At 66.9% G+C, this 25,252-nt stretch carries 25 protein-coding genes; 16 read left to right on the forward strand and 9 right to left on the reverse strand.

Annotated elements, in window-relative coordinates:
- On the forward strand, window positions 1–1,242 hold a 1,242-nt coding region (locus ACTHJR_RS11260), incomplete at its 5' end, for a DNA polymerase (RefSeq protein WP_440523275.1).
- A 42-nt stretch (window positions 1,243–1,284) separates the two neighbouring features.
- The gene (locus ACTHJR_RS11265; RefSeq protein ID WP_440523276.1) at window positions 1,285–2,841 is read left to right on the forward strand and encodes a lipopolysaccharide biosynthesis protein; all 1,557 of its coding nucleotides are present in this window, start codon (window positions 1,285–1,287) and stop codon (window positions 2,839–2,841) included.
- A gap of 27 nt (window positions 2,842–2,868) precedes the next feature.
- Here the strand turns inward: ACTHJR_RS11265 and ACTHJR_RS11270 are convergent, their stop codons facing one another.
- A complete protein-coding gene (locus ACTHJR_RS11270) occupies window positions 2,869–3,480 on the reverse strand; it encodes an ankyrin repeat domain-containing protein (protein ID WP_440523277.1) in 612 nt (203 codons plus the stop codon).
- Window positions 3,481–3,553: 73 nt separating this feature from the next.
- Here ACTHJR_RS11270 and ACTHJR_RS11275 point away from each other — a divergent pair, with 73 nt between their 5' ends.
- From ACTHJR_RS11275 to ACTHJR_RS11285, 3 genes are read left to right on the forward strand one after another with little or no spacing between them, the layout of a single operon-like run.
- Window positions 3,554–4,147, forward strand: a complete 594-nt coding sequence (locus tag ACTHJR_RS11275; protein WP_440523278.1) for an SCO family protein — start codon at window positions 3,554–3,556, stop codon at window positions 4,145–4,147.
- Window positions 4,144–4,578 carry a YcgN family cysteine cluster protein gene (locus tag ACTHJR_RS11280; protein WP_440523279.1) on the forward strand — a complete coding sequence of 145 codons (435 nt, stop codon included), beginning with the start codon at window positions 4,144–4,146 and terminating at the stop codon, window positions 4,576–4,578. Before ACTHJR_RS11275 ends, ACTHJR_RS11280 begins: the two co-directional genes overlap by 4 nt.
- The gene (locus ACTHJR_RS11285) at window positions 4,575–5,336 is read left to right on the forward strand and encodes a M48 family metallopeptidase (protein ID WP_440523280.1); all 762 of its coding nucleotides are present in this window, start codon (window positions 4,575–4,577) and stop codon (window positions 5,334–5,336) included. Before ACTHJR_RS11280 ends, ACTHJR_RS11285 begins: the two co-directional genes overlap by 4 nt.
- Here the strand turns inward: ACTHJR_RS11285 and ACTHJR_RS11290 are convergent.
- The 5 genes from ACTHJR_RS11290 to ACTHJR_RS11310 are packed head-to-tail and all read right to left on the reverse strand — an operon-like array spanning window position 5,309 to window position 10,785.
- Window positions 5,309–7,459 (reverse strand): transglycosylase domain-containing protein, encoded by a 2,151-nt coding sequence (locus tag ACTHJR_RS11290; protein WP_440523282.1) that lies wholly within the window; start codon window positions 7,457–7,459, stop codon window positions 5,309–5,311. The two genes, ACTHJR_RS11285 and ACTHJR_RS11290, sit on opposite strands and share 28 nt — an antisense overlap.
- A gap of 57 nt (window positions 7,460–7,516) precedes the next feature.
- Window positions 7,517–7,915, reverse strand: coding sequence for a peptide-methionine (R)-S-oxide reductase MsrB (gene msrB / locus ACTHJR_RS11295; protein WP_440523283.1), 399 nt, complete (start codon window positions 7,913–7,915; stop codon window positions 7,517–7,519).
- Between the two features lie 25 nt (window positions 7,916–7,940).
- Window positions 7,941–9,047: an NAD(P)/FAD-dependent oxidoreductase gene (locus ACTHJR_RS11300; RefSeq protein WP_440523284.1), complete on the reverse strand. Its 1,107-nt coding sequence runs from the start codon at window positions 9,045–9,047 to the stop codon at window positions 7,941–7,943.
- Window positions 9,026–9,715, reverse strand: a complete 690-nt coding sequence (locus ACTHJR_RS11305; RefSeq protein WP_440523285.1) for a methyltransferase domain-containing protein — start codon at window positions 9,713–9,715, stop codon at window positions 9,026–9,028. The genes ACTHJR_RS11300 and ACTHJR_RS11305 overlap by 22 nt, the downstream gene beginning before the upstream one ends.
- A complete protein-coding gene (locus tag ACTHJR_RS11310) occupies window positions 9,712–10,785 on the reverse strand; it encodes a type III polyketide synthase (RefSeq protein WP_440523286.1) in 1,074 nt (357 codons plus the stop codon). The genes ACTHJR_RS11305 and ACTHJR_RS11310 overlap by 4 nt, the downstream gene beginning before the upstream one ends.
- 114 nt (window positions 10,786–10,899) lie before the next feature.
- Here ACTHJR_RS11310 and ACTHJR_RS11315 point away from each other — a divergent pair, with 114 nt between their 5' ends.
- The 8 genes from ACTHJR_RS11315 to ribH all read left to right on the forward strand — a co-directional run bounded on the left by ACTHJR_RS11315 (window position 10,900) and on the right by ribH (window position 18,351).
- Window positions 10,900–12,051: an aminotransferase gene (locus ACTHJR_RS11315; RefSeq protein ID WP_440523287.1), complete on the forward strand. Its 1,152-nt coding sequence runs from the start codon at window positions 10,900–10,902 to the stop codon at window positions 12,049–12,051.
- Window positions 12,052–12,453: 402 nt separating this feature from the next.
- Window positions 12,454–13,776, forward strand: a complete 1,323-nt coding sequence (gltX, locus tag ACTHJR_RS11320; protein WP_440523288.1) for a glutamate--tRNA ligase — start codon at window positions 12,454–12,456, stop codon at window positions 13,774–13,776.
- 81 nt (window positions 13,777–13,857) lie between these two features.
- Complete coding sequence (locus tag ACTHJR_RS11325) at window positions 13,858–14,526, forward strand: energy transducer TonB (RefSeq protein ID WP_440523289.1); 669 nt, start codon at window positions 13,858–13,860, stop codon at window positions 14,524–14,526.
- Entirely contained in the window at window positions 14,523–14,930 is a 408-nt protein-coding gene (locus ACTHJR_RS11330) for a hypothetical protein (protein ID WP_440523290.1), read from the forward strand. Before ACTHJR_RS11325 ends, ACTHJR_RS11330 begins: the two co-directional genes overlap by 4 nt.
- 73 nt (window positions 14,931–15,003) lie before the next feature.
- Window positions 15,004–15,954: a bifunctional diaminohydroxyphosphoribosylaminopyrimidine deaminase/5-amino-6-(5-phosphoribosylamino)uracil reductase RibD gene (gene ribD / locus ACTHJR_RS11335; protein WP_440523302.1), complete on the forward strand. Its 951-nt coding sequence runs from the start codon at window positions 15,004–15,006 to the stop codon at window positions 15,952–15,954.
- Between the two features lie 27 nt (window positions 15,955–15,981).
- Window positions 15,982–16,587: a riboflavin synthase gene (locus ACTHJR_RS11340; protein WP_440523291.1), complete on the forward strand. Its 606-nt coding sequence runs from the start codon at window positions 15,982–15,984 to the stop codon at window positions 16,585–16,587.
- Between the two features lie 58 nt (window positions 16,588–16,645).
- A complete protein-coding gene (ribB, locus tag ACTHJR_RS11345; protein ID WP_440523292.1) occupies window positions 16,646–17,932 on the forward strand; it encodes a 3,4-dihydroxy-2-butanone-4-phosphate synthase in 1,287 nt (428 codons plus the stop codon).
- Window positions 17,932–18,351, forward strand: coding sequence for a 6,7-dimethyl-8-ribityllumazine synthase (gene ribH, locus ACTHJR_RS11350; RefSeq protein ID WP_440523293.1), 420 nt, complete (start codon window positions 17,932–17,934; stop codon window positions 18,349–18,351). The genes ribB and ribH overlap by 1 nt, the downstream gene beginning before the upstream one ends.
- Window positions 18,352–18,437: 86 nt before the next feature.
- Here ribH and ACTHJR_RS11355 read toward each other — a convergent pair whose 3' ends face one another.
- Entirely contained in the window at window positions 18,438–19,094 is a 657-nt protein-coding gene (locus ACTHJR_RS11355; RefSeq protein WP_440523294.1) for a TMEM175 family protein, read from the reverse strand.
- Window positions 19,095–19,188: 94 nt separating this feature from the next.
- Between ACTHJR_RS11355 and acs the strand changes: the two genes are divergently transcribed.
- Complete coding sequence (acs, locus tag ACTHJR_RS11360; RefSeq protein ID WP_440523295.1) at window positions 19,189–21,126, forward strand: acetate--CoA ligase; 1,938 nt, start codon at window positions 19,189–19,191, stop codon at window positions 21,124–21,126.
- On the forward strand, window positions 21,126–21,617 hold the full coding sequence (locus tag ACTHJR_RS11365) for an O-acetyl-ADP-ribose deacetylase (protein WP_440523296.1): 492 nt from the start codon (window positions 21,126–21,128) through the stop codon (window positions 21,615–21,617). Before acs ends, ACTHJR_RS11365 begins: the two co-directional genes overlap by 1 nt.
- Before the next feature lie 141 nt (window positions 21,618–21,758).
- On the opposite strand, the gene ACTHJR_RS11370 is transcribed toward ACTHJR_RS11365, so the two are convergent.
- The gene (locus ACTHJR_RS11370) at window positions 21,759–22,226 is read right to left on the reverse strand and encodes a lasso peptide biosynthesis B2 protein (protein WP_440523297.1); all 468 of its coding nucleotides are present in this window, start codon (window positions 22,224–22,226) and stop codon (window positions 21,759–21,761) included.
- Between the two features lie 101 nt (window positions 22,227–22,327).
- On the opposite strand from ACTHJR_RS11370, the gene ACTHJR_RS11375 reads away from it, so the two are divergent.
- Window positions 22,328–24,364, forward strand: coding sequence for a M13 family metallopeptidase (locus ACTHJR_RS11375; RefSeq protein WP_440523299.1), 2,037 nt, complete (start codon window positions 22,328–22,330; stop codon window positions 24,362–24,364).
- A gap of 434 nt (window positions 24,365–24,798) precedes the next feature.
- Here the strand turns inward: ACTHJR_RS11375 and ACTHJR_RS11380 are convergent, their stop codons facing one another.
- The gene (locus ACTHJR_RS11380; protein ID WP_440523300.1) at window positions 24,799–25,203 is read right to left on the reverse strand and encodes a low affinity iron permease family protein; all 405 of its coding nucleotides are present in this window, start codon (window positions 25,201–25,203) and stop codon (window positions 24,799–24,801) included.
- Window positions 25,204–25,252 lie beyond the last annotated feature (49 nt).

Here is a 25,252-nt window from a genome sequence, read left to right on the forward strand (position 1 = left end):
GCGCACGAAGGCGCGACGCGCGTCTACGAGATGGTCGACCGCCCGATCATCCCGGTCGTCGCCGGCATGGAACGCGCCGGGATCAAGGTCGATCGCGACCAGCTTTCGCGCCTGTCGAGCCAGTTCGCGCAGGAAATGGCGCGGCTGGAGGAAGAGATCCAGGCCGAGGCCGGGCAGCCGTTCCAGATCGGGTCGACCCAGCAATTGGGCGCGATCCTGTTCGACAAGATGGGGCTGAAGGGCGGCAAGAAGGGCAAGTCCGGCGCTTATTCGACCGACGTCACGGTACTCGAGAAGATGAAGGCCGAGGGCGTCGCGATCGCCGGCCTGGTGCTCGACTGGCGTCAGCTGTCGAAGCTCAAATCGACCTATACCGACGCGCTGCAACAGCAGATCGATCGCGACACCGGGCGCGTCCATACCAGCTATTCGCTGACCGGGGCGCAGACCGGGCGGCTGGCCTCGACCGACCCCAACCTCCAGAACATCCCGATCCGCACCGAGATCGGGCGCCAGATCCGCGACGCCTTCGTCGCGGAGCCGGGCAACGTCATCCTGGCCGCCGACTATTCGCAGATCGAGCTTCGGCTGGCGGCGCACATGGCCGACGTGCCGCCCTTGCGCGACGCGTTCCTGCGCGGCGAGGACATTCACGCCGCGACCGCCAACGAATTGTTCGGAGAGGTCAACCGCGACACCCGCGGACGCGCCAAGACGATCAATTTCGCGATCCTCTACGGCATTTCGCGCTGGGGCCTGGCCAGCCGGCTGGAGATCGACGCGGATGAGGCGCAGGCGATGATCTCGCGCTATTTCGACCGTTTCCCGGGTATCTCGGCCTATATCACCGAGACGCTCGAGCATGTGCGGCAGAAGGGCCACACCGAGACATTGTTCGGCCGGAAGACGCATTTCCCGCAGATCCGCGCGCCGATCCAGCACGTCCGTCAGGGCGCCGAGCGCGCCGCGATCAACGCGCCGATCCAGGGCACCAGCGCCGACATCATCAAGCGCGCGATGGCGCGAATGGGCCCCGCGCTGGAGAAAGCAGGCCTCACCGGTACCAAGATGCTGCTCCAGGTCCATGACGAACTGGTGTTCGAAGTGCCCGAAGCAGAGGTCGAGGCGGCCAAGCCGGTGATCCAGCACGTCATGTCGACCGCGTCGGAGCCGGCGGTGCGGCTGTCGGTGCCGCTCGTGGTCGAGATCGGTACCGGCCCCAGCTGGGGCGCCGCGCATTGAATCGTCCCGCGCTCGCCGGACGCACGATCGGGGGAATGGCGCGTGTCGACTGACGCGGCCGCCTCGCCGCCGGTCGTCCCGCCCACCGCGGCCGACGAGGATCTCGCCGCGCTCGCCAAGGGCGGGCGGACCAACATCACCGGGTTCATCCTGCGGCTCGCCGCGCGCATCCCGTTCCTGTTCGTCGCGGGACGGCTCTATGGGCCCGATGCGGTCGGGCGGTTCGCGCTCGCGGTCGTGGTGGTCGAGCTCGCCGCGCTGATCGCCACGTTGGGGCTGAAGCGCGGGCTCGCCCAGGCGCTGGCCAATACCGATCGCCCGCATCCGCATGTCGTGTGGGACGGGATGGCGGTGGCGATGCTCGCCTCGACCATCGCCGGCGCGGTGCTGATCGCCTTGCCCGAGGTAATGTACCCGCATGGCGACATCACGCCGATCGAGCGGCTGCTGCCCTGTATCATCGTCGCCAGCGCCTGGTCCGACGTGGCGTTGTCGGCGCTCGCGTTCCGCCACAACATCAAGGCGAGCGTCACAGCGCGTGCGGTGATCGAGCCCTGGACGATCTCGATCGCCGCCCTGGCCTTCTATTTCATCGATGCGCGCAATGGGCTGGTACTCGCCTATATGCTGTCGATGGTCGCCGCGATGGGCGCCTCGCTGGTGCCGCTGATCCGCAGCTACGGCCTGCCGCACGGCTGGACGCCGCAAGTCGCCAGTGTCGCCACGCTCGCCCGGCGCAATGCGCCGCTCGCGGGCGCCGACGCGATCGAATGGGCGACGCGCAACGTCGATCGCTTCATTCTCGGCCTGCTGTTCCCGCCGGCGATCGTCGGCATCTATTACATGGCGCAGCAGATCGCCTCGATCCCGCAGAAACTGAAGACCAGCTTCGACCCGATCCTGGGCCCGGTCATCGCCACCAGCCTGGCGCGCGACGACAAGGCGGCGATCGCCGACCAGGTCCGCCAGGTCGGCTTCTGGATCATGGCGCTGCAGATGTGCCTGGCGTTGATGGGCTCGATTCCGGGCGAAGGGGTGATGGGCCTCGTCGGGCGGCAGTTCGTCGCCGGCACCGCCGCGCTCGCCTTCCTGCTGTGGGCGGAAGTGTTCGCCTCAACCGGGGCAGTGTGCGAATCGGCGCTGGTCTATATCGCGCGACACCGCAATCTGATGATCTCGATCGGCGTGCTGTTGTTGCAGATCGCGCTCAGCTTCGGCCTGGTCGTAGCGATGCGCTCGTTCGACTGGAAGCACAGCGTGCTGGCGCGGTTCGGCGATCGCGATTCGGTGCAAGGTGCCGGCGTCGCCATCGCCTTGCTGATCGCGCTGACCGTGGGATCGGTGATCAAGTCCAACTTCCTCGGCCATTTGCTGAAGGCGCGGGTCGCCGGCTGGCGCTGGTCGCTGGTCGGGGCGGGGCTGGTCGCGACGTTGGTCGGGGTCGCGTTCACGACCTTGCCCAAACATTTCGAATGGCTCGAACTGTCGGCCGGCGTGCCGGCGATCATGGTCAGCTATCTGTTCGTGCTGTGGAAATGGGGGTTCCGGCCGGAGGACCGCGCCCTGTTCAAGAAACTGCCCGGCAGCCAGCCGGCCTGAGCGCGGGCCACGGTCGGCCGCGCAGGCTCAGCGCAGCGTCGGCCCCGACACCCCGCGCTTGGGCCCCGTCGGCAGGTCGGCGAACAGCTTGATCATCGTCGGGTTGCGCGTATCGGCATTGGCATAGTCGCGGGCCGATTTGCCGGCCATGTAATCTCGCTTGTCGGGATCGGCGCCGCCTTCGATCAGGTCGCGCACCATCTGCTCGTCGCGGCGCAGCACCGCCTTGATCAGCGGCGTCTGCCCGCCGTCACCGGCCAGATTGGGGTTGGCCTTGTACTTGATCAGGATGGGGATCAGGTCGTCATAGCCGCGATCGATCGCGACCAGCAGCGGCGTGTCGCCCTGCCGGTTCTTGATGTTGGGATTGGCGCCCTTGGCCAGCAAATAGGACAGATATTTCGAATCGTCGCGGCGGGCGACGATGTGCAACGCGCCTTCGCCGGTCGACGGGTCCTGCGTGTCGATGATCCGCGATCCCGGCTTGGCCAGGATCGACTCGACGTCACTGCCCTTGGCGTTCTTGACCGCGTCGAGGAATTGATAGCTCGGCGAGCCGCTGGCGAGTTGCGCCGCGGCGGGAAGCGCGGTCACGGCCAGCGCGCCGGCCAGCGCGATGTGGGAAAGACGTGCGATCATGATGCTCTGCCCTGCGGGAAAGTCGGGATGAAACTTGCGTAGCCGCCGGTAAAAGATCAAGGCTGGCGCTGCAATGAACCTGCGTCTTTTCCCGATCGCGTTGCTGCTCGGCCTCACCGCCTGCTCGAATGCCGCCCCCACCGACGCGCCGCTCGCCGGCGCGAAGATCGGCGGCCCGTTCCAGCTGACCGATCAGGACGGCAAGCCGTTCGGCGACGGCGCCTTGGCCGGCAAATATCGCATCATGTATTTCGGCTATACCTATTGCCCCGACGTCTGCCCGACCACCGCGCAGACGATCGGCGCGGCGATGCGCAAGCTCGACAAGAGCGATCCCGCGCTGTCGGCGAAGGTGGTGCCGGTATTCGTCACGGTCGATCCCGAGCGCGACACGCCCGCGGTGCTCAAGCAATTCGTCTCGGCCTTCTACCCGCGCTTCGTCGGGCTGACCGGCAGCCCGGCGGCGATCGCCAAGGTCGAGACCGAGTTCGGCGTCTTCGCCTCCAAGGGCAAGACCACGCCCAACGGCGGCTATCTGATGGAACATTCCAACGCTGCCTATCTGATGGACGGTGCCGGCAAGCCGTTGGCCTTGCTGCCGACCGATCAGGGCGCCGATGCCACCGCCGACGAGATCAAGCGTTGGGTCAGGGCCCGCCCTCAATGACCGATCGTTTCTGGGAAACCAAGACGCTGGCCGAACTCGATCGCGGCCAGTGGGAAGCGTTGTGCGACGGCTGCGGCAAATGCTGCATCCACAAGCTCGAGGACGACGAGACCGGCGAGCTCTACCCCACCAATGTCGCGTGCCGGATGCTCGACCGCCGCTCGGGCCAGTGCAAGGATTACCGCAACCGCCGCGCCTTCGTGCCCGATTGCGTGCGGCTGACGGTCAAGAACGTCTTCACTACCGATTGGCTGCCTACGACCTGCGCCTATCGCCTGCGCGCCAATGGCGAACAACTGCCCGACTGGCATTATCTCGTGTGCGGCGATCGTGAGGCGGTGCATCGCGCCGGAGAATCGACGCGCGGCTGGACGGTCAGCGAGGACGACGCCGGCGAGCTCGAATTCCACCTGGTCGATCGCAAGCTGTGACCGCCGATCTCGACGTCGTGCGTCACGCCCGTGCGCGACGGATGCGATTGTCGGTCGATCCGGCCAGCGGCCGCGTTCGGCTGACCATTCCGCCGCGCGCCTCGCTCAAACAGGCGATGGCCTGGGCCAACGAACATCGCGGCTGGATCGACACGCAACGTGCGAAACTGCCCGCGGGGCGGCCTTTCGCGCCGGGGGCGTTGATCCCGGTAGAAGGCGAGGACGTCATCATCGACTGGTCGCTGGAGCGGTCGCGGACGGTAACCCTCCACCGTCATGCCGGCCTCGTGCCGGCATCCACGGGGCCGCAAATCCCAGGCTCGGAGGCGCAGTGGACCCCGGCACAAGGCCCGGGTGGCGGAAGGTTGGTCTGCGGTGGACCATTGGAGGGGTTGCCGAGACGCATCGAGACTTGGCTCAAACGCCGCGCGCTCGCGGTGCTGACCGAAGAAACCGCCGAATTCGCCACCAGGGCCGGCGTCACCATCAGCCGCGTCGCGATCGGCGATCCCAAGGGCCGCTGGGGGAGCTGCGCGTCGACCGGCGTCATCCGTTACAGCTGGCGGCTGATCTGCGCGCCGCCGCACGTCCGGCGCTCGACCGTCGCGCACGAGGTAGCGCACCGGCTCCACATGGATCATTCGCCGGCCTTCCACGCCGCATACCGCGAACTGCTCGGGGCCGATCCCGCGCCGGCGCGAGCCTGGCTGCGCCGCCACGGCGCGGCGCTTCACTGGGTCGGGCGGGGCTGCTGCTGAATTTCGCGCGGGCGGTCGGCCGGCGCTGAGCTGTTCGGCACGACGCGCTTGGGCCGGTTGGGATCGCCGCCAGAGCTGCCGGTCATGCGGTCGATCCATTTGCGGTCGAGTCGCTCGCCGGGCCGCGCGCCGTCGTCGCTCGCGTCGGGCGCGGTCTGGGGCGGGTCGTTTTCCGATTGCGGCGGATTGCCGGCGTCGCCACCGCCATAACCCTGGTCGTCGGGCGCGATCTGGTCGGGCGGGATCGGGTTGCCGTCGGGATCGACGAACAGGCCGTTGTCGGGCTGGCCGAAGTCGGTCTCGTTGTCGAGCTGCCACTCGGGCAAGGTCACCTGGGTGTCGAAATTCTCGACCGGGCGGCCGGCGGTCGCGACCTTCATGAACGCGGCGAAGGCGCGCGCCGGCGCGGTGCCGCCCTGCAGGCCCGGCACCGTCTTGGCGTCGTCGCGGCCCATCCATACCCCGGTGGTGAGGCCGGAGGAGAAGCCGAGGAACCAGCCGTCCTTGTTCGAACTGGTGGTGCCGGTCTTGCCCGCGACCGGGCGCCCGATCTGCGCCGCGCGGCCGGTGCCGGTGGCGACCGCGGTCTGCAGCAGATCCGTCATCTCGGCCGCGACATAAGGCGCGACCAGCACATGGCTGCGATCGACTTCATGCTGGTAGATCGTCTCGCCCATCGAGGTCACCTTGGTGATCCCGTAAGGCGTGACCGCGACGCCCTTGTTGGCGACGCTGGCGAAGGCACGAGTCATGTCGATCAGATGGACGTCGTTCGATCCCAGCACCATCGACGGCACCACCGAGATCGGCGTCGAGATGCCGAAACGCCGCGCCATGTCGGCCACGGTCGAGAAACCGACCTCCTGGCCGATTTTCGCCGCGATCGTATTCACCGAATAAGCGAAGGCGGTGCGGATATCCATTTCGCCGGCGTTACGCCCCGACGAGTTGCGCGGGCTCCAGCCGTTGATCGTGATCGGCTCGTCGACCACGCGGTCGCTCGGCCGGTGGCCGGCTTCGAGCGCGGCCAGATAGACGAACAATTTGAACGACGACCCCGGCTGACGCAGCGCCGTCACCCCGCGATTGTAATTGGAGGTGACGTAGTCCTTGCCGCCGACCATCGCGCGCACCGCGCCGTCGCGATCGAGACTGATCAACGCCCCCTGGGCATTGCCGGGAGCATAGCCGGCGATGGCCGCGTCGGCCGCTTTCTGCATCTTGATGTCGATCGTCGTCCACACTTCGAGCGGACGAGTCGGCTCATCGATCAGGTTCTCGAGCTGGGGAAGCGCCCAGTCGGTGAAATAGCGCACGCTGTTCTGGTTGGGCTCGGGCGCCAGCTTGACCGTCTTGGGATCGACCGACGCGGCCTCGGCGGCGGTGATCTTGCCGGTTTCCTTCATCAGCCCGATCACCACGCCGGCGCGGTCGACCGCGGCCTGGGCGTCGGCGGTCGGCGAATAATGCGACGGCGCCTTGACCAGGCCGGCGATGATCGCCGCTTCGCCCAAGGTCAGCTGATTGGCGCCATGGCCGAAGAACTTGCGGCTGGCGGCATCTATGCCGTAGCAGCCGCCGCCGAAATAGACCTTGTTCAGATAGAGTTCGAGCACCTGGTCCTTGGTGAACTTGCGCTCGAGTGCCACCGCCAGGACCATCTCGCGCGCCTTGCGGCCGAACTTCTTGGCCGAGGACAGGAAGATGTTGCGCGCCAGCTGCTGGGTGATGGTCGAGCCGCCCTGCGCCCAATGACCTTCGCGCAGGCGCACCTCGAACGATCGCACGACGCCGATCGGGTCGACGCCGATGTGACTGCGAAAGCGTCGGTCCTCGACCGCGACCATCGCATCCTTCATCACTTGCGGGATCTGATCGTAGGGGATCCACTCGCCATAGCTCGGTCCCAGGCTGACGATCGGCGTGCCGTCGTCGGCGAGGACGCGGATCATCTGGCCGTTGGGCGAGGATTTGAGTTCGTCGAAGCTCGGCAGCTTCGATTCGGTCACATAGACGGTGACGACCAGCGCGATGATGCCGAGCAGCGCGGCGACGCCAGAGATGCGCAGGCCCAGCACGAGCCAGCGGCGCCATCGGGGGACAATTTTGGACGCCTTGGCCATCGGTATTGGCGGGGGCTTAAAGGGTTAACCGGCCATCGACAAGCGAAGCTTGAACGATCAACCCTCGCGCGGGCGGAAATCGAGGCTGATCGAGTTCATGCAATAGCGCAGGCCGGTCGGCGGCGGGCCGTCGGGGAAGACGTGGCCGAGATGGCTGTCGCAGCGCGCGCAGCGGGTTTCGGTCCGCGTCATGCCGTGGCTGGTGTCGGTGTGATTGGTGACGTGATCCTCGGCGATCGGCTGGGTGAAGCTCGGCCAGCCCGACCCCGAATCATATTTGTCGGCGCTGTCGAACAGATCGAGCGCGCAGGCCGCGCAGGCATAGATGCCGTCGGCCTTGTTGTCGTTGTAGATCCCGGCGAAGGCACGCTCGGTCCCCGCTTCGCGCAGCACGTGATATTGTTCGGGGGTCAGGCGCTTGCGCCATTCGGACTCAGACAGCGAGAGATGTTCCATGCCCGTAAAGATCGTTACGGTCCGATCACCCGTCAAGCGGCTTGTGGCTGATCCGGGTTAGCCGCGCGGCGATTCCGGCGAGCGCGGGCGCCAGGCGCACCGCCGCGACCAGCGCATGTGCCCAGGCGGGGCGTTCGGCGGCCGCGCGGATGCGATCGGCGATGGCGAAGGGCATCGACAGATCGCGCGCCAGGGTCCGCTGATAGTCGTCGGCGCCGTCCGGCCCATACCGCAGATAGGCGGCGGCCGCGCGCGCGCCGCTTTCGATCGCGATGCCCATGCCTTCGCCGGCCAGGCTGGGGATGCACGCCGCCTGGTCGCCGAGCCGGAACAGCCCCGACTTGCCCAGGGTCGCGCGCCAGCCGTAAGGGACGTTGGCGACGGCATCGATCGCCGCCCCGCTCGCGCGATGCGCCAGCCGCTCGCCGAGCCGCGGCGATTCGGCGCCGAGCGCGGCAAGCAAGGTATCGGGCGATCCCGCGTCGCTCAGCCGCGAGCGATGCACCGCCATGCACAGGTTGACCGTTCCGTCCTCCTGCCGCGCGAGCCCGGCATAGCCACGGTCGAACAGGTGGAGCTCGATCGTGTCGCCGATCAGGCGATCGAGCGCGGCGCTCGGCCCGAGCCGGATGCGCAGGCCCAGGGTCGGGTCGTCGCCGCGCTCGGCGCCGCGCACCAGGCCGCGCAAATCGTGCTTGCCGGTGGCGAGGAACAAGGCGTCGGGCGCGATCTCGCCATCGTCGGCCAGCCGGACCACGCCGTCCTCGGCGGCGCGGACGGCGGCGCCGCGATCGACCGCCGCGCCCGCAGCCATGGCATGATCGAGCAGTAAGCTGTCGAGGCGGCGGCGCGATACCGCGAGCGCGGGGCGCGGCAGCGTAGCTTCGGCCGTGCGCCCTCCGGCGACCAATCGCAGCCGGCGGATGGCGTCGCGATTGAGCGCGTCGCGCGGCACGCCGAGCCGATCGAGCGCCTCGAGCGTCCGCCAGCTCAGGAACCCGCCGCACAAGGCATCGCCGGTCTCGGCATTGCGCTCGACCAGCAGGTGCGGGGCACCGGCGCGCGCCAGTTGCAGCGCCGCGACCGCGCCCGCCGGCCCGCCGCCGACGATCAGCGCAGGCGTTCGGCGCACAGCCGGAACGGGAAGGCGCGATAGATGCGCGCTTGGGTGATCCCCGCTTCGCTCAGGATCGGCGGCCATTCGGCCGGGCGATAGGAGCGCGCGATCGACAAGGTGCCGTCGAGCCGCACGATGCGGTGCCAGCCGAACGTGCGCGCGAGGATCGGGAATCCCCAATGCGCGAAACCGTGGCGGTGAAGATCGTTGACCAGCCAGCCCATCCGCGCCTCTTGCTCCATGAAGCGCAGGAAAGCGACGAGCTGGTCGTGCGTCATATGATGCGCGACCAGGCTGGAGATGACCATGTCCCAGCCTTGACCGCCGAGATCGGCATAGTCGCCGGTGATCCAGCGGATCGGCAGGTCGGGCGGGCTGTGCTGTCGCGCGGCTTGCTCGCTGCGCGGATTGAGGTCGACCCCGACCAGTTCGGCGTCGATGCCGCGTTTCGCCGCCCAGCGCGCGATCCGGCGCAGCATGTCGCCGTCGCCGAAGCCGACATCGAGCAATTTGAACGCCTTGCGCCGTTGAAGCGCGCGATCGAGGAACGACAGCGTCGGCCGTGCCGCCATCGTCACGACGTTGACCTTGGCGAGATCGCCGACCACCGCGGCGTAGGTCGCGGCGTCGAGATCGTCGGCGTCCATCAACTCGTCGGCGATGGCGCGCTGGGCGAGCGTCACGCCGCGCTCCGGAACCCGAATCCCTCGGCGGCCAATCCGGGCCCGAACGCCAGCGCGATGCCCTGGTCGATGCGCGGCCCCTTGAGCATCTTGCCGAGCGCGAACATCAGCGTCGCCGAGGACATGTTGCCGTAATCGTGCAGCACTTCGCGCGACGCCCAGAGCGCGCCTTGCGGCAGGTGATAGGCGCTCTCCACCGCATCGAGGATCGAGCGCCCGCCGGCATGGACCGCCCAGCCGTCGATCGCCTCGGGTTCGCGCCCGCCGAGCGCGGCGGCGGCGAAATCGGGATCCGCCAGGCCTTGGGCGATGCGCTGCGGCACTTCGCCCGACAGGTGCATCTCGAACCCCTTGTCGGTGATGTCCCACCGGATCAGCCGGTCCGACTCGGGCAGGGTGGTGGCGAACGGCGCCTCGAGCTCGAATCCGCTCGCCTCGCCGGTGACCAGAGCGGCGCCGGCGCCGTCGCCGAACTGGAGCATCGCGAGCAATTTCTCGACCTGGTCGGTGTCCTGCAGATGGAGCGAGCACAATTCGACGCACACCACCAGCACGCGCGCCCGGGGCTCCGATCGCACGATATGCCGCGCGCTCCTCAGTGCCGCGACCGCGGCGTAGCAGCCCATGAAGCCGACCAGCAGCCGCTCGACCGATGGCGCCAGCCCAAGCCGGCGCGCGACGATCTGGTCGACCCCCGGCGCGACGAAGCCGGTGCAGCTGGCGATCACCAGATGGGTGATGCGATCGACCTCGACCTGTTCGGCCAGCCGGTCGATGGCTGCCAGGCTGAGCGTGGGCGCGGCGCCGGCATAGACGCGCATCCGGGCATCGGTGCCGGGCATGAAGCCGCCTTCGTAGAACCCGCCCGGCCCGATCGGCGACCCGCCGTCGTCGGCGCGCGGCAGCACGGTCCAGCGATGCTCGATCCCCGAGCGCCCGACCATCCGGCCGAACAATTTCGCCAGCCGCGGGTCGGCGATCTTGGGTTGGGCCCAGCCGATGAACGCCTGATGCGCCTCATGGTCGGGCACCGCGGTGCCGATGGCGTTGAGATAGACGTGACCGGCCAAGGGTAAGGCCCTTTCGAAGCGGAAGACACCCGGTGAGTGCCCGGAAAGCTGTACGCTACATGAACAGACCTGTCGCGCTTTTGCTCCGGCGAGCCTCGCGGCTAAAGACGGGATATGAACCCGATCTATTCCCGGATGGGCACCACGATCTTCGAGGCGATGTCGGCGCGAGCGCGGGCAAGCGGCGCGATCAACCTTGGTCAGGGCTTTCCCGAGGCGCAGGGCCCGGCGGATATTCTCGCCGCCGCGGCGCGCGCGCTCACCGAGAAATCGAATCAATATCCGCCGATGATCGGCCTGCCCGAGCTGCGCCAGGCGGTCGCCGCGCATTACGCTGCGCATCAGGGGCTCGACCTGTCGCCCGACGAAGTGGTGGTGACATCGGGCGCGACCGAGGCGATCGCCGCCGCGCTGCTCGCGCTCGTCTCGCCCGGCGACGAAGTGATCCTGTTCCAGCCGCTCTACGATGCGTATCTTCCGTTGGTCGAACGCGCCGGCGGCGTCGCGAAGCTGGCGCGGCTAAGCCCGCCCGACTGGCGTATCACTGCCGAGATGCTCGAGGCGGCGTGGTCGCCGAAAGCGCGGCTGCTGGTGCTCAACAGCCCGCTCAACCCGTCGGCCTCGATGACCGATGCCGACGAGCTGGCGAAGATCGCGCGCTTCTGTATCGAGCGCGACCTGATCGCGATCTGCGACGAAGTGTGGGAGGCATTGGTGTTCGACGGCGCGCGCCATCGGCCGCTGATGGCCGAGCCCGGGATGCGCGACCGCACGGTCAAGATCGGCTCGGCGGGCAAGATGTTCGCGTTGACCGGCTGGAAGGTCGGATGGATGTGCGCGGCGCCCGACCTCGCCCGGGGCCTCGCCAAGGCGCATCAATTCCTGACCTTCACCACCCCGCCCAATCTGCAATGGGGAGCGACCTACGGTCTGGGCAAGGACAAGGCGTGGTTCAACGCCGAACGCGCCGCCTTCCAGCGCTCGCGCGACCGGCTGGCGGCAGGGCTGTGCGCGGCGGGCTATGCCACTTTGCCGTCGGCGGCGACCTATTTCCTCTCGATCGACCTCACCGCCTCGGGCATCGCGTTCGACGATGTCACCTTCTGCAACCGGCTGCTCGACGAAGCCGGAGTAGCGTCGATCCCGGTATCGGCTTTCTATGCCGAGGATCCGGTGACCGACGTCGTGCGCCTGTGCTTCGCCAAGAGCGACGCGACGCTCGACGCCGCGGTCGAGCGGATGGCGGGGTTTCGACAGGGTTTATGAGGGAAGTCGGAAGGTAAGCCTCACATTTTCGCACCCACAACCACGCCACAAAGGGCGCAACTGGAATTATGCCGATCCGCTTCACCTCGCGTCACCCCGGGCTTGTCCCAGCATCCACACTGGCCGCAGACCAACGGCCGATGGGTGTGCGGCACGGTGGATGCCGGGACAAGCCCGGCAGGGCGGTAGCGTGGAACTGAGCGAGATTAGGACGATTTCGGGCAACGGATAAGGTTAGGCAGGCGTTGATGATGGGCGTCGGCTGGGTCACTACATCCCCCCTCGTCCAGCCGACGCAGCTTATGCATGCTCCCTGGGCGGGCGGCCGGAAGGTCGCCCGTTTGGCGTTGCGGGGAGGGGGGGCGGATTGCCGCTCACCGCCACTCGGCCTAAGTCGCGCCGATGACCGTCACCCGTTTCGCGCCGAGCCCGACCGGCAAGCTCCATATCGGCAATATCCGCACCGCGATCCTCAATTGGCTGTTCGCGCGCTCGACCGGCGGGACGTTCGTGCTGCGGATCGACGACACCGACGTCGAGCGCAGCGAGGAGCGCTTCGTCGACTCGATCCGTGCCGATCTCGCCTGGCTGGGGTTGAGACCGGACGCCGAAGTGCGCCAGTCGCAGCGGACCGCGCTCTACGAACTTCGTTTCGAGGAATTGCGGGCGGCGGGGCGGATCTACCCCGCCTATGAGAGCCAGCAGGAACTCGAGCTGCGGCGCAAGGTGCTGCTCGGCCGCGGCCTGCCGCCGATCTACGACCGTGCCGCGCTCGCCCTGACTGAGGCCGATCGCGCGAAACTGGAAGCGGGGGGCGTGCGCCCGCATTGGCGCTTCAAGCTCGATCCCGGTGCGATCGAATGGCACGATCTGATCCGCGGGCCCCAGCATTTCGACGCCGCGACGATGAGCGACCCGGTCATCCGCCGCGCCGACGGATCGTGGCTCTACATGTTGCCCTCGGTGATCGACGATATCGACCACGGCATCAGCCATGTCGTGCGCGGCGAGGATCACGTCTCGAACACGGCGCTCCAGCTCCAGATGTTCGCCGCTCTGGGCGCCGAAATCCCGATCTTCGCGCATGCGGCGTTGCTGACCGGCGCCGAGGGCAAGCTTTCCAAGCGGCTCGGCTCGCTCGGCGTCGAGCATTTCCGCGACGAAGGGATCGAGCCCCAGGCGATCGTCGCTTTGCTCGCGCGGATCGGCACCAGCGATCCGGTCGAGCCGTTCGCCAATCCCGCGCCGCTGATCGCCGCGTTCGATTTTTCGCGCTTCGGCCGAGCGCCGGCGCGGTTCGACGAGGCCGAGCTTGCCCAAGTCAACGCGCGGATCATCCACCAGCTCGCTTTTGCGACGGTGGCCGATCGCCTGCCTGCAGGCATGGACCAGGCGGCGTGGGAAGCGATCCGGCCCAATCTGACGACGATCGCCGGCGCCGCCGACTGGTGGCACGTGATCGAGGGACCGGTCGAGGCGGCGATCGATCCGGAGGATCGCGATTTCCTGGCGACGGCGCATCGCGTCGCGGGGGCGATCGACTGGGCGGGCGATCCCTGGCACGCGCTGACCGGCGCGCTCAAGGAGGAGACCGGGCGAAAGGGCAAGCCGCTGTTCCTGCCGCTGCGCCGCGCGCTGACCGGACTCGACCATGGGCCCGACATGGCCGCCCTGCTCCCACTGATCGGCCGCGATCGTGCATTGGAACGGCTCGCGCCGAGCTAATCGATGATATCTTGTATCCTGTAAGGTGATGTTGTATCATCTCCGAGTCGCGGCATTCCAGACCGTGAAAGGAGAGACGATATGGCGACTTATGCCGACCGCTATGGCTCGGGGCCGACCGTCAAGCCCGGCAGCCTGACGCTCGCGCTGGCGATGACCGCCCTGCCCGTCGTGGGACTGGCGTTGGGACTGCAGATCCGCAATGCGATCGAGAAGCCGACGACCCTGGATACTTACGTCGTGACGCCGGAGCGCAAGCCGCCGCCGCCCGATCCCAAGCCGCATCCCAAGGCCCCGGCGCCGCAGAACGAAAGGGTCTACGTGCCGCCGGTGCAGCCGCCGCCGGTCGACAAAGGGCCGCCGCTCGACCTGACGTGGACGCCCCCGCCGCCTCCTGCCGGCGGCGAAATCGGCAAGGCGCTTGATCCCGCGCCGGTCAAGCCGGTGGCGACCCCTAAGCCGGTGATGGTCGATGCCTTCGTCGATCCGCAATATTCCCGCTATCTCCAGCCGCCTTATCCGCCCGAGGAACAGCGCGCCGGCAATGGCGGTCGCGTGGTGCTGCGCGTGCTGATCGGCACCGACGGCCGAGTGAAGCAGGTCGAGAAGGTCTCGGCCGCGTCCGACGCCTTCTTCGCCGCGGCGCAGCGCCAGGCGTTGGGCAAATGGCGGTTCAAGCCGGCGACCAAGGACGGCGTGCCGTTCGAGCAATGGAAGGTCATGAGCCTCCGTTTCGAGCTCAACGAATGACCGTTACGGGCGCGGGGCTGGCCTGTTCGCCGTCCCGCGCCTATCTTGGCGGCATGGGAAGGTTCCTGGGTCGCTTCAATCCGTTTCGCGCGTTGCTCGATCTGCGCCGCTATCTCGGCACGCGCCAGAAGTACGAGATCCTGTTCCTGTTCGGTTCGCTGATGGCGTGCATCCTGATCGTCGGGGGCTTCGCCGCCGGTTCGACCGTCGAGCGCGAGTGGCAGCGGCCGACGATCATCTACGTCCAGTCGTGGCGCGCCGACCGCACCGATGCCGAGATCATTGCCCAGCAGAAGATCGACCAGGCGAAGAAGGATGCGCTCGCCGCCAAGCAGAAGAAGCTCGACGACGAAAACCAGGCCGCGTTCAAGCGCCTGAACGACAAAGTGTCGCCTTGGCTGTAGAATCTTGGTCAGCGTCGCTGGCGCCGCCGCCGGTTCAACCATGCTGAACCAGAAAAGCGTGGATCAGCGCTTCATGGGGGTCGCGCTGGCGCTCGCCGAGCGTGGGCGTGGGCGGACCGCCCCCAATCCCAATGTCGGCTGCGTTATCGTGCGCGACGGCCGGGTCGTCGGGCGCGGCTGGACGCAGCCGGGCGGGCGGCCGCATGCCGAGGCGATGGCGCTCGATGCGGCAGACGAAGCTGCGCGCGGCGCGACCGTCTACGTCACGCTCGAACCCTGCGCGCATCAATCGCCGCGCGGCCCGGCCTGCAGCGACCTGCTGATCGCCGCGGGCATCGCGCAAGTGGTGGTCGCGCTCGGCGATCCCGATCCGCGGACCGACGGCCAGGGCAATGCGCGGTTGCGCGCCGCCGGCATCGCGGTGACCGAAGGCGTGATGGCCGATGAGGCGCGGCGCTCGATGGCCGGTTTCCTGACGCGCCGCGCCTTCGGCCGCCCACACGTCACGCTCAAGCTCGCCACCTCGCTCGACGGCTGCATCGCGCGCGCCGACGGCGAATCGAAATGGATCACCGGCGACGCGGCGCGCGCGCATGCGCATCTCGAACGCGCGCGGCACGAAGCGATCCTGGTCGGGCGCGGGACCGCGGAAGCCGATGCGCCGCGGCTCGATGTCCGGCTTGGCGGGCTCGAACAGCATAGCCCGCGCCGCCTGCTGCTGACGCGACACCGTGGCGATCACGAACAATGGGACTGGGTCGAGACGCCCGCCGCGATCGCCGGGATCGAGCAAGTCGACCAGGTCCTGGTCGAGGGCGGCGCCGGTGCCGCCTCTGCCTTCCTCGCCGTGGATCTGGTCGATAGGCTCTTGCTGTACCGCGCGCCGATCCTGATCGGTGGCGGCCGGCCGGCGCTCGGCGAGATCGGCCTTGCGCATCTCGCGGCGGCGCATGGTCGCTGGCGGTTGCACGATGCGCGGATGTTGGGCATCGATCGGCTCGAAATCTACGAACGGACCCGCTGAGGGCTCGCGCATCTTGGGAATTTAGCGATGTTCACGGGCATCATCACCGACGTCGGATCGATCCGCAGCATCGAGCATCGCGGCGATCTGCGCGCGGTGGTCGAGACCGCCTACGACACCGGCCAGGTCGATCTCGGCGCGTCGATCTCCTGCTCGGGCGTGTGCCTGACCGTGGTCGACAAGGGGCCGGGCTGGTTCACCGTCGACATTTCGGGCGAGACCGTGTCGCGCACCGCGCAAGGGCAATGGAGCGAGGGGCGCAAACTCAACCTCGAACGCGCGATGAAATTGGGCGACGAGCTCGGCGGGCATATCGTCACCGGGCATGTCGACGGAGTCGCCGAAGTGGTGCGGGTCGAACCCGCGGGGGACTCGAAGACCATCGCCTTCCGCATCGGGCGCGATCTCGCGCCGTACGTCGCCACCAAGGGATCGATCACGATCGATGGCGTGTCGCTGACCGTCAACAATGTGAGCGACGGGCCCGACGGCACCGATTTCACCGTCAATCTGATCCCGCACACCCAGGCTGTGACGACGCTTGGCGCATTGGAGGTTGGCCAGGCGGTCAATATCGAGATCGACGTGCTAGCACGCTACCTCAGCCGGATGCGGTCGCTGATCGAAAAGTAGCGTTTCGATGTGATTCTTGGTTGGACTCATCACATTGCAATGTGATATCGAGTCGATCATGAGCACTATGCTGATCGATCGCGTTCGCGATCTTGTTTCCGCGGGCGGTATCTCCCGCTCGGGGCTTGCCCGCGCCGCCGGGCTCCACGCCAATTCGCTGCGCATGCTCGACGAGCCGGAATGGAACCCGACCGCCGACACGTTGCGCAAGCTCGAATTGTATCTCGACCGCCGCGAGAAGCGCCCGGCGCTGGTGCCGATCGAGGAGATCATCGAGGAAGCGCGCAACGGCCGCATGACCATTCTGGTCGACGACGAGGATCGCGAGAACGAAGGCGATCTGATCATCCCGGCGCAGATGGCGACTCCCGACGCCATCAACTTCATGGCGCGCTTCGGCCGCGGGCTGATCTGCCTGACGCTGACCGAGGCGCGGATCAAGCAGCTCGAGCTCGAACCGATGGTGCGCAACAACGGCACCCGCCATGGCACCGCTTTCACCGCCTCGATCGAGGCGCGCGAAGGAATTACCACCGGCATCTCGGCGCACGACCGCGCGCGCACCGTCGCGGTGGCGATCGACGCGTCGAAGGGGCCGGCGGACATCGTCTCACCCGGTCATGTCTTCCCGCTGATCGCGCGCGACGGCGGCGTGCTGGTGCGCGCCGGCCATACCGAGGCCGCGGTCGACGTCGCGCGGCTCGCCGGGCTCAATCCGTCGGGCGTGATCTGCGAGGTCATGAAGGACGACGGCACGATGGCGCGGATGGACGACCTCATCGAGTTCGCGCAGGAGCACAAGCTCAAGATCGGTACGATCCGCGACCTGATCGCCTATCGCCGTCAGCACGACCATCTCGTCGAGCGCCGCGCCGAGGCGCGCTTCACCAGCCGCTGGGGCGGCGAGTGGACCGCGCGGACCTATTACAACAAGGCGACCGGCACCGAGCAGATCGCGCTGATCAAGGGGCATATCGATCCCGACAAGCCGACCCTGGTCCGCATGCACGCGATGAACGTCTTCGCCGACATGTTCGGGGAGGAAGGCAAGCGCCGCGGCCTGCTCGAACGCTCGATGGAGATCATCGGCGAGGCGGGATCGGGCGTCGTCGTGCTGCTGTCGCCCTCCGGCTCGGCCGGATTCAGCCAGGCCCTGCAGCGCAAGGCTGGCGGGCCGATGCCCGACGAATTGCGCGATTACGGTGTCGGCGCGCAGATCCTGACCGAATTGGGGGTCGAGGACATGGTGCTCTTGACCAACACGCATCACACGTTGGTCGCGCTCGACGGCTATGGCCTGTCGATCGTCGGCGAGCGCGCGATCGACCTGGAAGGACTCAATTGATGGCGAAGGTCCTGATCGTCGAGGCGCGGTTCTACGACCATCTCAACGACATGCTGCTGGCCGGCGCGCGCCGCGCGATCGAGGAGGCGGGGCACGCCCACGAGACGGTGACCGTCCCCGGCGCGCTCGAAATCCCCGGCGCGCTGGCGTTGGCGGCGGAGACCGGGCGTTACGATGCCTATGTCGCGATCGGCGTGGTGATCCGCGGCGAGACCTATCATTTCGAGATCGTCTCGAACGAAAGCGCGCGCGGCATCATGGCGCTGACGATGGACGGCATCGCGATCGGAAACGGCATCCTGACCACCGAGGATGAGGCCCAGGCGATCCATCGCGCCGATCCCGAGCAAGCCGACAAGGGCGGCGGCGCGGCCAAGGCGGCGCTCGCGATGCTCGAATTGCGGCAGAGGTTCGGCTGATCCCGTGTTCCTGCGAAAGCAGGAACTCAGGGTTGTCCACTATTTCACTATCCCGGGCTCCTGCTTTCGCAGGAGCACCGGGTTGATCACACCGTCTTCAGCGTTCCGCGGCGGTGAAGGTACTCGAGCAGCCTGCGCCATAGCGCCATGGTGATGAGCATCGGTTGTCCCAACCACGGATTGACGAAGCAGAACAGCAGTGCCGTCGCGGTACCGAGGATGACCGCCCAGCCGCGGCGCCGTATCATCGCCGCATATTCGGGGTCGAGATCGTCCGCCGCGACCGGTGGCGATACCGCCATGCTGTTGTTCCACAAATTGCAGATCGCATAGACCAGCAGCCAGGCGCAGTACGCGACCGACGGGACGAGGCTGCCATAATAGTCGCTGACGAACGCGGTGAAGAACGGCATCGCCGCGACCGAGCAGAGCACGCATAGATTCGGGATCAGCAGTCTGGGCGACCAGTGCCTGGCACAGTCGAACGCGCGGTGGTGGCCGTTCCAAAGCGCGCCGATCACGAAGAACGACACCAGAAAGCCGATGAAATGCGGCAGCAGGTCGGCCAGCCCCTGCAGATAGATGATGTTCGAGGCGCCGCGCGGCAGCTCCGGCACCTTGATCTCGATAACCAGCAACGTGATCGAGATCGCGAACACCGCGTCGGAAAAGAACACCAGCCGCTCCAGCGCATGCGCCGGCGCGCCGTGATGCATCGGATGGTCGTTCGCTTCGTTGCTCATTCGGGCCCCTTTTCGTCGAACACCGTGACACGGCACCGACGCGCTTGCCAAGCATGCATCGCTGCCGCCAATAGGGATCGACAAGGAGAGCGGCATGTCGGAGCAGAGCGTCTATCCGGTACCCGGCGATTGGGCCAAGCGCGCGCGGGTCAACCGGGCGGGTTACGAGAAGCTCTATGGCCGTAGTCTCGCCGATCCCGGCAGTTTCTGGCTCGAACAGGCGCGTCGGCTCGACTGGATCAAGCGGCCCGAGATCGCCGGCGACTGGTCGTTCGAGCGCGACGATTTCCACATCAACTGGTTCGCCGACGGCGTACTCAACGTGTCGGCCAATTGCCTCGACCGCCATCTCGCGACCAAGGGCGATACCGTCGCGCTGATCTGGGAGCCCGACGATCCCGCCGAGGAGCCGCGCCGGATCACCTATCGCGAGCTGCAACGCGACGTCTGCCGCTTCGCCAATGCCCTGAAGGGCCAGGGCGTCGAGAAGGGTGATCGCGTCACCATCTACATGCCGATGATCCCCGAGGCGGCGGTGGCGATCCTCGCCTGCGCGCGGATCGGCGCGATTCATTCGGTGGTGTTCGGCGGCTTCTCGCCCGAGGCGCTGGCCGGCCGCGTCGAGGATTGCGGATCGACCCTGGTGATCACCGCCGACGAAGGCCGCCGCGGCGGCAAGAAAGTCCCCTTGAAGGCCAATGTCGACGCCGCGCGCAAGCACGCGCCGGGCCTCGAGAAGGTCATCGTGGTCAAGGCGACCGGCGGCGACGTCGCGATGGGCGAGGGCGATTTCTGGTACCACGATCTTGTCGCCGATGCCCCGGCCGAGTGCCGGCCCGAGCCGATGAATGCCGAGGATCCGCTGTTCATCCTCTACACCTCGGGCTCGACCGGCAAGCCCAAGGGCGTGCTGCACACCTCGGGCGGCTATCTGTTGTGGGTCAGCCTCAGCCACGAACTGACCTTCGATTACCGCCCCGGCCAGGTGTACTGGTGCGCGGCCGATATCGGCTGGGTCACCGGGCACAGCTACATTCTCTACGGCCCGCTCGCCAATGGCGGGACCAGCCTGATGTTCGAAGGCGTGCCCAATTGGCCCGACGCCAGCCGTATCTGGCAAGTATGCGACCGCCACCAGGTCGAAACGCTCTACACCGCGCCGACCGCGCTGCGCGCGCTGATGCGCGAGGGCGACGAATACGTCACGCGGACCAGCCGCCAGTCGCTCAAATTGCTCGGCAGCGTCGGTGAACCGATCAATCCCGAAGCGTGGCGCTGGTACCATGAGGTGGTCGGCGAGGGGCGGTGCCCGATCGTCGACACCTGGTGGCAGACCGAAACCGGCGGACACATGATCACGCCGTTGCCGGGGGCGACCGATCTCAAGCCCGGCTCGGCGACGTTCCCTTTCCCCGGCATCGACCCGCAGATCGTCGATCCCGACGGCAATGTCCTGACGGGCGCGACCGAGGGCAATCTGGTCATCGCCAGGAGCTGGCCGGGGCAGATGCGCACCGTCTGGGGCGACCACGACCGCTTCTTCCAGACCTATTTCACCACCTATCGCGGCAAATATTTCACCGGCGACGGCTGCCGCCGCGACGAGGACGGCTATTACTGGATCACCGGCCGCGTCGACGACGTGATCAACGTCAGCGGCCACCGCATGGGTACCGCCGAGGTCGAGAGCGCGCTGGTGCTCCACGCCAAGGTGGCGGAAGCGGCGGTGGTCGGCTTCCCGCACGACATCAAGGGCCAGGGCATCTACGCCTATGTCACGCTCAACGCCGGCGAGACGCCGTCGGGGGAGCTGCGCAAGGAGTTGGTGCAATGGGTGCGGACCGAGATCGGCCCGATCGCCTCGCCCGACGCGGTGCAATTCGCGCCCGGCCTGCCCAAGACGCGCTCGGGCAAGATCATGCGCCGCATCCTGCGCAAGATCGCCGAGGGCGACGTGTCGAACCTAGGCGATATTTCGACCCTGGCCGATCCCAGCGTGGTCGACGATCTGGTGAAGAACCGGGTCGGCTGATGCCGGTCGAGGCGTTCCGCGGCGACATCACCAGGCTCGACGTGGACGCGATCGTCAACGCCGCCAATTCCTCGCTGCTCGGGGGCGGCGGCGTCGACGGTGCGATCCATCGCGCGGCAGGGCCGGAACTGCTCGCCGAATGTCGGATGCTGCATGGCTGCAAGCCCGGCCAGGCCAAGTCGACCAAGGGCTATCGCCTGCCGGCGCGCTACGTGATCCACACGGTCGGGCCGGTTTGGAACGGCGGAGCGAAGGGCGAGGCGGAGACGCTGGCGAGTTGCTATCGCGAGAGCCTGAAGGTCGCGGAAGGGATCGGCGTCCATACCATCGCCTTTCCCGCGATCAGTACCGGCGTCTATGGCTATCCGCGCGCGGCGGCGGCCGACATCGCGGTGCGCGAGACGCTGGCCGCGGCGGATCGCTTTGATCGCATCCTGCTCGTGGCGTTCGATGAGGAGACGTTCGATCTCTATCGCCAGCGGCTCGACTAACACCCGGTCGTCACCCGGCTTTGTGCCGGGGTCCAAGCTTCCACACCGGAATCCGGCCGTTGTTGCATGTTGGATGCCGGGACAAGCCCGGCATGGCGGTCGAATGATCAGGCCGACTGTTCGCTCAATGCCGCCATCACCTCAAACGAAACAGGCGATCTTTCCCATCTCCGGCGGGATCGGATAGCCGGTCACCTTGACTCCCGCGGCGTCGAGCCAGGCATGGCCGGCGATCGCACGCTGGTCGTTGGGGCTGGCGCCGAAATGCATCACGCTGGCGATACCCCGGCGGCGGAGCATCATCTGCGCCGCCATCGCCTGTTGCAGGCAGACCGATCGGAACGGCATGAACGGCGCCGCCGCCTTGACCGCCCAGCCGATCGCGCGTGCGGTCGCCGCCTGGTCGGGCGTCGTCGCCGCGGCGCGCTCGGCGACGCGGGGATCGGCCGGCGGCACGAATTCGCCCAATCGGCGTGCGACGCGCGGAAAGGGCCGCAGCAACTTGAGCCGTGCGGCGAGCATGCTCGCCGACGCCTCCACGACCAGCGCCTGCCGCCGCCATCCGACGCCGGCCAGGGTCCCAATCTTGCGTCCGATATCGCGTCTCATCACGCCGCATGACTGACAGGAATCCTGCCCAAAGTCGATTGCGCCCTATTCGGGCGGCCGCTATAGATCGGTAATACACGTAGGGTGGGAGTTTTCTGTAAATGAACAAGAAGCTTATGGGCCGGCTGGCGCTCGGCGCGGCGGCGTTGGCGTTGACTATTCCGGCGGTCGCCAAGATGACGGCGGCGCCGCGTTACGGCGCGTTCGGCATCGACCTCACGACCCAGGACAAGGCGGTCAAGCCGGGTGACGATTTCTGGACCTACGCCAATGGCGCCTGGGCGGCGCGGACCAAGATTCCCGACGACAAGGGCTCGGTCGGCTATGGCGCCATTCTGAGCGACGAGGCCGAAGCCAACGTCCGCAAGATTCTCGACGACATGGCCGCGAACCCGGCCAAATACGGCGCCACCGGCAAGCAGGTCGGCGACTTCTACGCGAGCTGGATGGACGAAGCGGGAATCGAGGCGAAGGGGGCGGCGCCGCTCAAACCGTATCTCGACAGGATCGCAGCGGTGAACAATCTGACCGATCTCCAGACCCTGTTCGCCTCGACCGGCTACGAATCGCCGATCGGCGTCGGGATGATCCCGTCGCTCGCCGATCCGACGCATTATGTCGCGGCCGTCGGTCAGGGTGGCCTGGGCATGACGCGCGATTTCTACCTGTTGCCCGGCGAGAAATACGACGGCTTCCGCAAGGCTTATCGCGCCTATATCCAGCAGATGCTGGAGCTGGCGGGGATCCCCGATGCCAGCACCAAGGCCGACGGGATCTTCGCGCTCGAAACGGCGATGGCCAAGGAGCAATGGTCGCCCGAACAGAATCGCGACATTGCCAAGCTCAACGATCCCGAGGATCTCGCCGGGCTAAAGGCCAAGGCCCCCGACGTGGACTGGGCGCTGATGCTCAAGGTTTCGGGCTTCGACTCGGCGAACAAGGTGTTGATGACCAACAACACCGCGCTGACCGCGATGGGCAAGATCATGGTCGCGACCCCGCTCCAGACCTGGAAGGACTATCTCGCTTTCCATTTCGTCAGCGGCCACGCGGCCTTCCTGCCCAAGGCGTTCGACGACGCGCAGTTTAATTTCTATTCGAAGACGCTGTCGGGCGTGAAGGTGAAGCGCGACCGCTGGAAGCGCGGCGTCCAACTGACCAACGGCGCGCTCGGCGAGGCGGTGGGCAAGCTCTATGTCGAGCAATATTTCCCCGCCTCGAGCCAGGCCAAGATGGCCGAGCTGATCGAGAATCTGCGGACCGCTTACGGCGAGAAGATCCGCAACTCGACCTGGATGGACGATGCCACGAAGAAAGCGGCGCTGGCCAAGCTGACCGCGTTCGAGCCGCGCATCGGCCACCCGGTGAAATATATCGATTATTCGTCGCTCAAGGTGGAGCGTGGCGACTTGCTCGGCAATGCGATGCGCTCGGCCGAATTCGACCATCAGCTCGATCTGCAGCGTTTCCCCAAGCCGGTCGATCGCACCCTGTGGGGGATGACGCCGCAGACCGTGAACGCATATTACAATCCGCTCGCCAACCAGATCACCTTCCCGGCGGCGATCCTGCAGCCGCCCTATTTCGACCCGAATGCCGATCCGGCAGTCAATTACGGGGCGATCGGCGCGATCATCGGCCACGAAATGGGCCATGGTTTCGACGACCAGGGCAGCCAGTTCGGCCCGACCGGCAAGTTCGAGAATTGGTGGAGCGACGTCTCGAAAAAGGCCTATGGCGAGCATACCGCCGCGCTCGCCGCGCAGTACGACACGTACGAGGCGATCCCAGGAACCAAGGTCAACGGCAAGCTGACGCTGGGCGAGAATATCGGCGACCTCAGCGGGATCGAGGCCTCCTATGCCGCTTACCAGCTCTACCAGGCCAAGCACGGCAAGGCGCCGGTCATCGGCGGGCTGACCGGCGACCAGCGCTTCTTCCTCGCTTACGCCCAGGCATGGCAGGCGAAGCTGCGCGAAGGCCTGCAGCGCCAGTTGCTGCTGAGCGATCCGCATTCGCCGGCGATGTTCCGCGTCAACGGCGTCGTCCGCAACTTCGACCCCTGGTACAAGGCGTTCGACATCAAGCCGGGCGACGCGCTGTATCTCCCGCCCGAAAAGCGCGTTCACATCTGGTAAGCGTTTAGAATCCAGACGTTCGAAAAGGGGCGTCCGCGAGCGGATCGCGGGCGCCCCTTTTTTTGTCCATCGGGAGATAGGCACTACATCGTCACCTCGGCCTCGTGCCGGAATCTGCCGTGCCGCAGATCATGGTCGCGGGGCGAAAGCGATATCGGAGCAAAGGTAACGCTCTGGCGCCGCGGTCTTTTCGAATGAACGGACGAAATCTCAAGCCGCATCGCTGGATGCTCGGCGGACCCTGGCGCAAGGCCGGGGTGACGGAGCGGAAAGACGGTCGGCGGGAAGCTACCGTACGTACGGCTCTAGGCGTGCATCAATTTTGCCAGTGCCCAAATGTCGGCGCCAGCGCGAGCACCTCGAACCCGGCCGCCGCCCAGTCCAATAGGTCGGACAATAAGGCGTCAGTCGCGCGGGCCGGGCGGGGTCTCGCGTCACAATCGCGAGATTAGCCGCTTGAAGGCGGCGTGGTCGATGCTCACGCCGCTTTCGCCGCATTCGTCCTCCAGTTTCTTCCTGATCTGCTCAAGCTCGTTTTGCGACAGATGCTCGATGCCCACAAAGACGTCACGCGGGCCTTCGATCGCGCGGATCAGCTCGTCGAGCTTGGCCTGGATCGCCGATCCGTCGCGATTCTGCGCGTTCTGGATCAGGAAGACCATCAGGAAGGTGATGATTGTGGTGCCGGTATTGATGATCAGCTGCCAAGTGTCCGAATATCGGAAGATCGGCCCGGTCACGCCCCATACCACGATCACCGCTACGGCCAGGATGAAGGCCGGCGGGCGTCCGGTCCAGCTCGCGACCTTGCCCGCGATCATCTCGAACATGCGCTCCATCGCGTCCTCCTCTTGAACGAGCGACAGGGACTGCCACTTTCACGCCTTC

Source organism: Sphingomonas sp., assembly GCF_051962185.1.
Lineage (GTDB): Bacteria > Pseudomonadota > Alphaproteobacteria > Sphingomonadales > Sphingomonadaceae > Sphingomonas.

Bases quoted from the DNA above. Each gene is read 5' to 3' on its own strand.
- ACTHJR_RS11270 (WP_440523277.1), bottom strand. From the start codon at position 3,480: ATGATCGCACGTCTTTCCCACATCGCGCTGGCCGGCGCGCTGGCCGTG.
- ACTHJR_RS11275 (WP_440523278.1), top strand. From the start codon at position 3,554: ATGAACCTGCGTCTTTTCCCGATCGCGTTGCTGCTCGGCCTCACCGCC.
- ACTHJR_RS11280 (WP_440523279.1), top strand. From the start codon at position 4,144: ATGACCGATCGTTTCTGGGAAACCAAGACGCTGGCCGAACTCGATCGC.
- ACTHJR_RS11290 (WP_440523282.1), bottom strand. From the start codon at position 7,459: ATGGCCAAGGCGTCCAAAATTGTCCCCCGATGGCGCCGCTGGCTCGTG.
- msrB (WP_440523283.1), bottom strand. From the start codon at position 7,915: ATGGAACATCTCTCGCTGTCTGAGTCCGAATGGCGCAAGCGCCTGACC.
- ACTHJR_RS11315 (WP_440523287.1), top strand. From the start codon at position 10,900: ATGAACCCGATCTATTCCCGGATGGGCACCACGATCTTCGAGGCGATG.
- gltX (WP_440523288.1), top strand. From the start codon at position 12,454: ATGACCGTCACCCGTTTCGCGCCGAGCCCGACCGGCAAGCTCCATATC.
- ACTHJR_RS11325 (WP_440523289.1), top strand. From the start codon at position 13,858: ATGGCGACTTATGCCGACCGCTATGGCTCGGGGCCGACCGTCAAGCCC.
- ACTHJR_RS11330 (WP_440523290.1), top strand. From the start codon at position 14,523: ATGACCGTTACGGGCGCGGGGCTGGCCTGTTCGCCGTCCCGCGCCTAT.
- ribD (WP_440523302.1), top strand. From the start codon at position 15,004: ATGGGGGTCGCGCTGGCGCTCGCCGAGCGTGGGCGTGGGCGGACCGCC.
- ACTHJR_RS11340 (WP_440523291.1), top strand. From the start codon at position 15,982: ATGTTCACGGGCATCATCACCGACGTCGGATCGATCCGCAGCATCGAG.
- ribB (WP_440523292.1), top strand. From the start codon at position 16,646: ATGAGCACTATGCTGATCGATCGCGTTCGCGATCTTGTTTCCGCGGGC.
- ribH (WP_440523293.1), top strand. From the start codon at position 17,932: ATGGCGAAGGTCCTGATCGTCGAGGCGCGGTTCTACGACCATCTCAAC.
- ACTHJR_RS11355 (WP_440523294.1), bottom strand. From the start codon at position 19,094: ATGAGCAACGAAGCGAACGACCATCCGATGCATCACGGCGCGCCGGCG.
- acs (WP_440523295.1), top strand. From the start codon at position 19,189: ATGTCGGAGCAGAGCGTCTATCCGGTACCCGGCGATTGGGCCAAGCGC.
- ACTHJR_RS11365 (WP_440523296.1), top strand. From the start codon at position 21,126: ATGCCGGTCGAGGCGTTCCGCGGCGACATCACCAGGCTCGACGTGGAC.
- ACTHJR_RS11370 (WP_440523297.1), bottom strand. From the start codon at position 22,226: ATGAGACGCGATATCGGACGCAAGATTGGGACCCTGGCCGGCGTCGGA.
- ACTHJR_RS11375 (WP_440523299.1), top strand. From the start codon at position 22,328: ATGAACAAGAAGCTTATGGGCCGGCTGGCGCTCGGCGCGGCGGCGTTG.
- ACTHJR_RS11380 (WP_440523300.1), bottom strand. From the start codon at position 25,203: ATGGAGCGCATGTTCGAGATGATCGCGGGCAAGGTCGCGAGCTGGACC.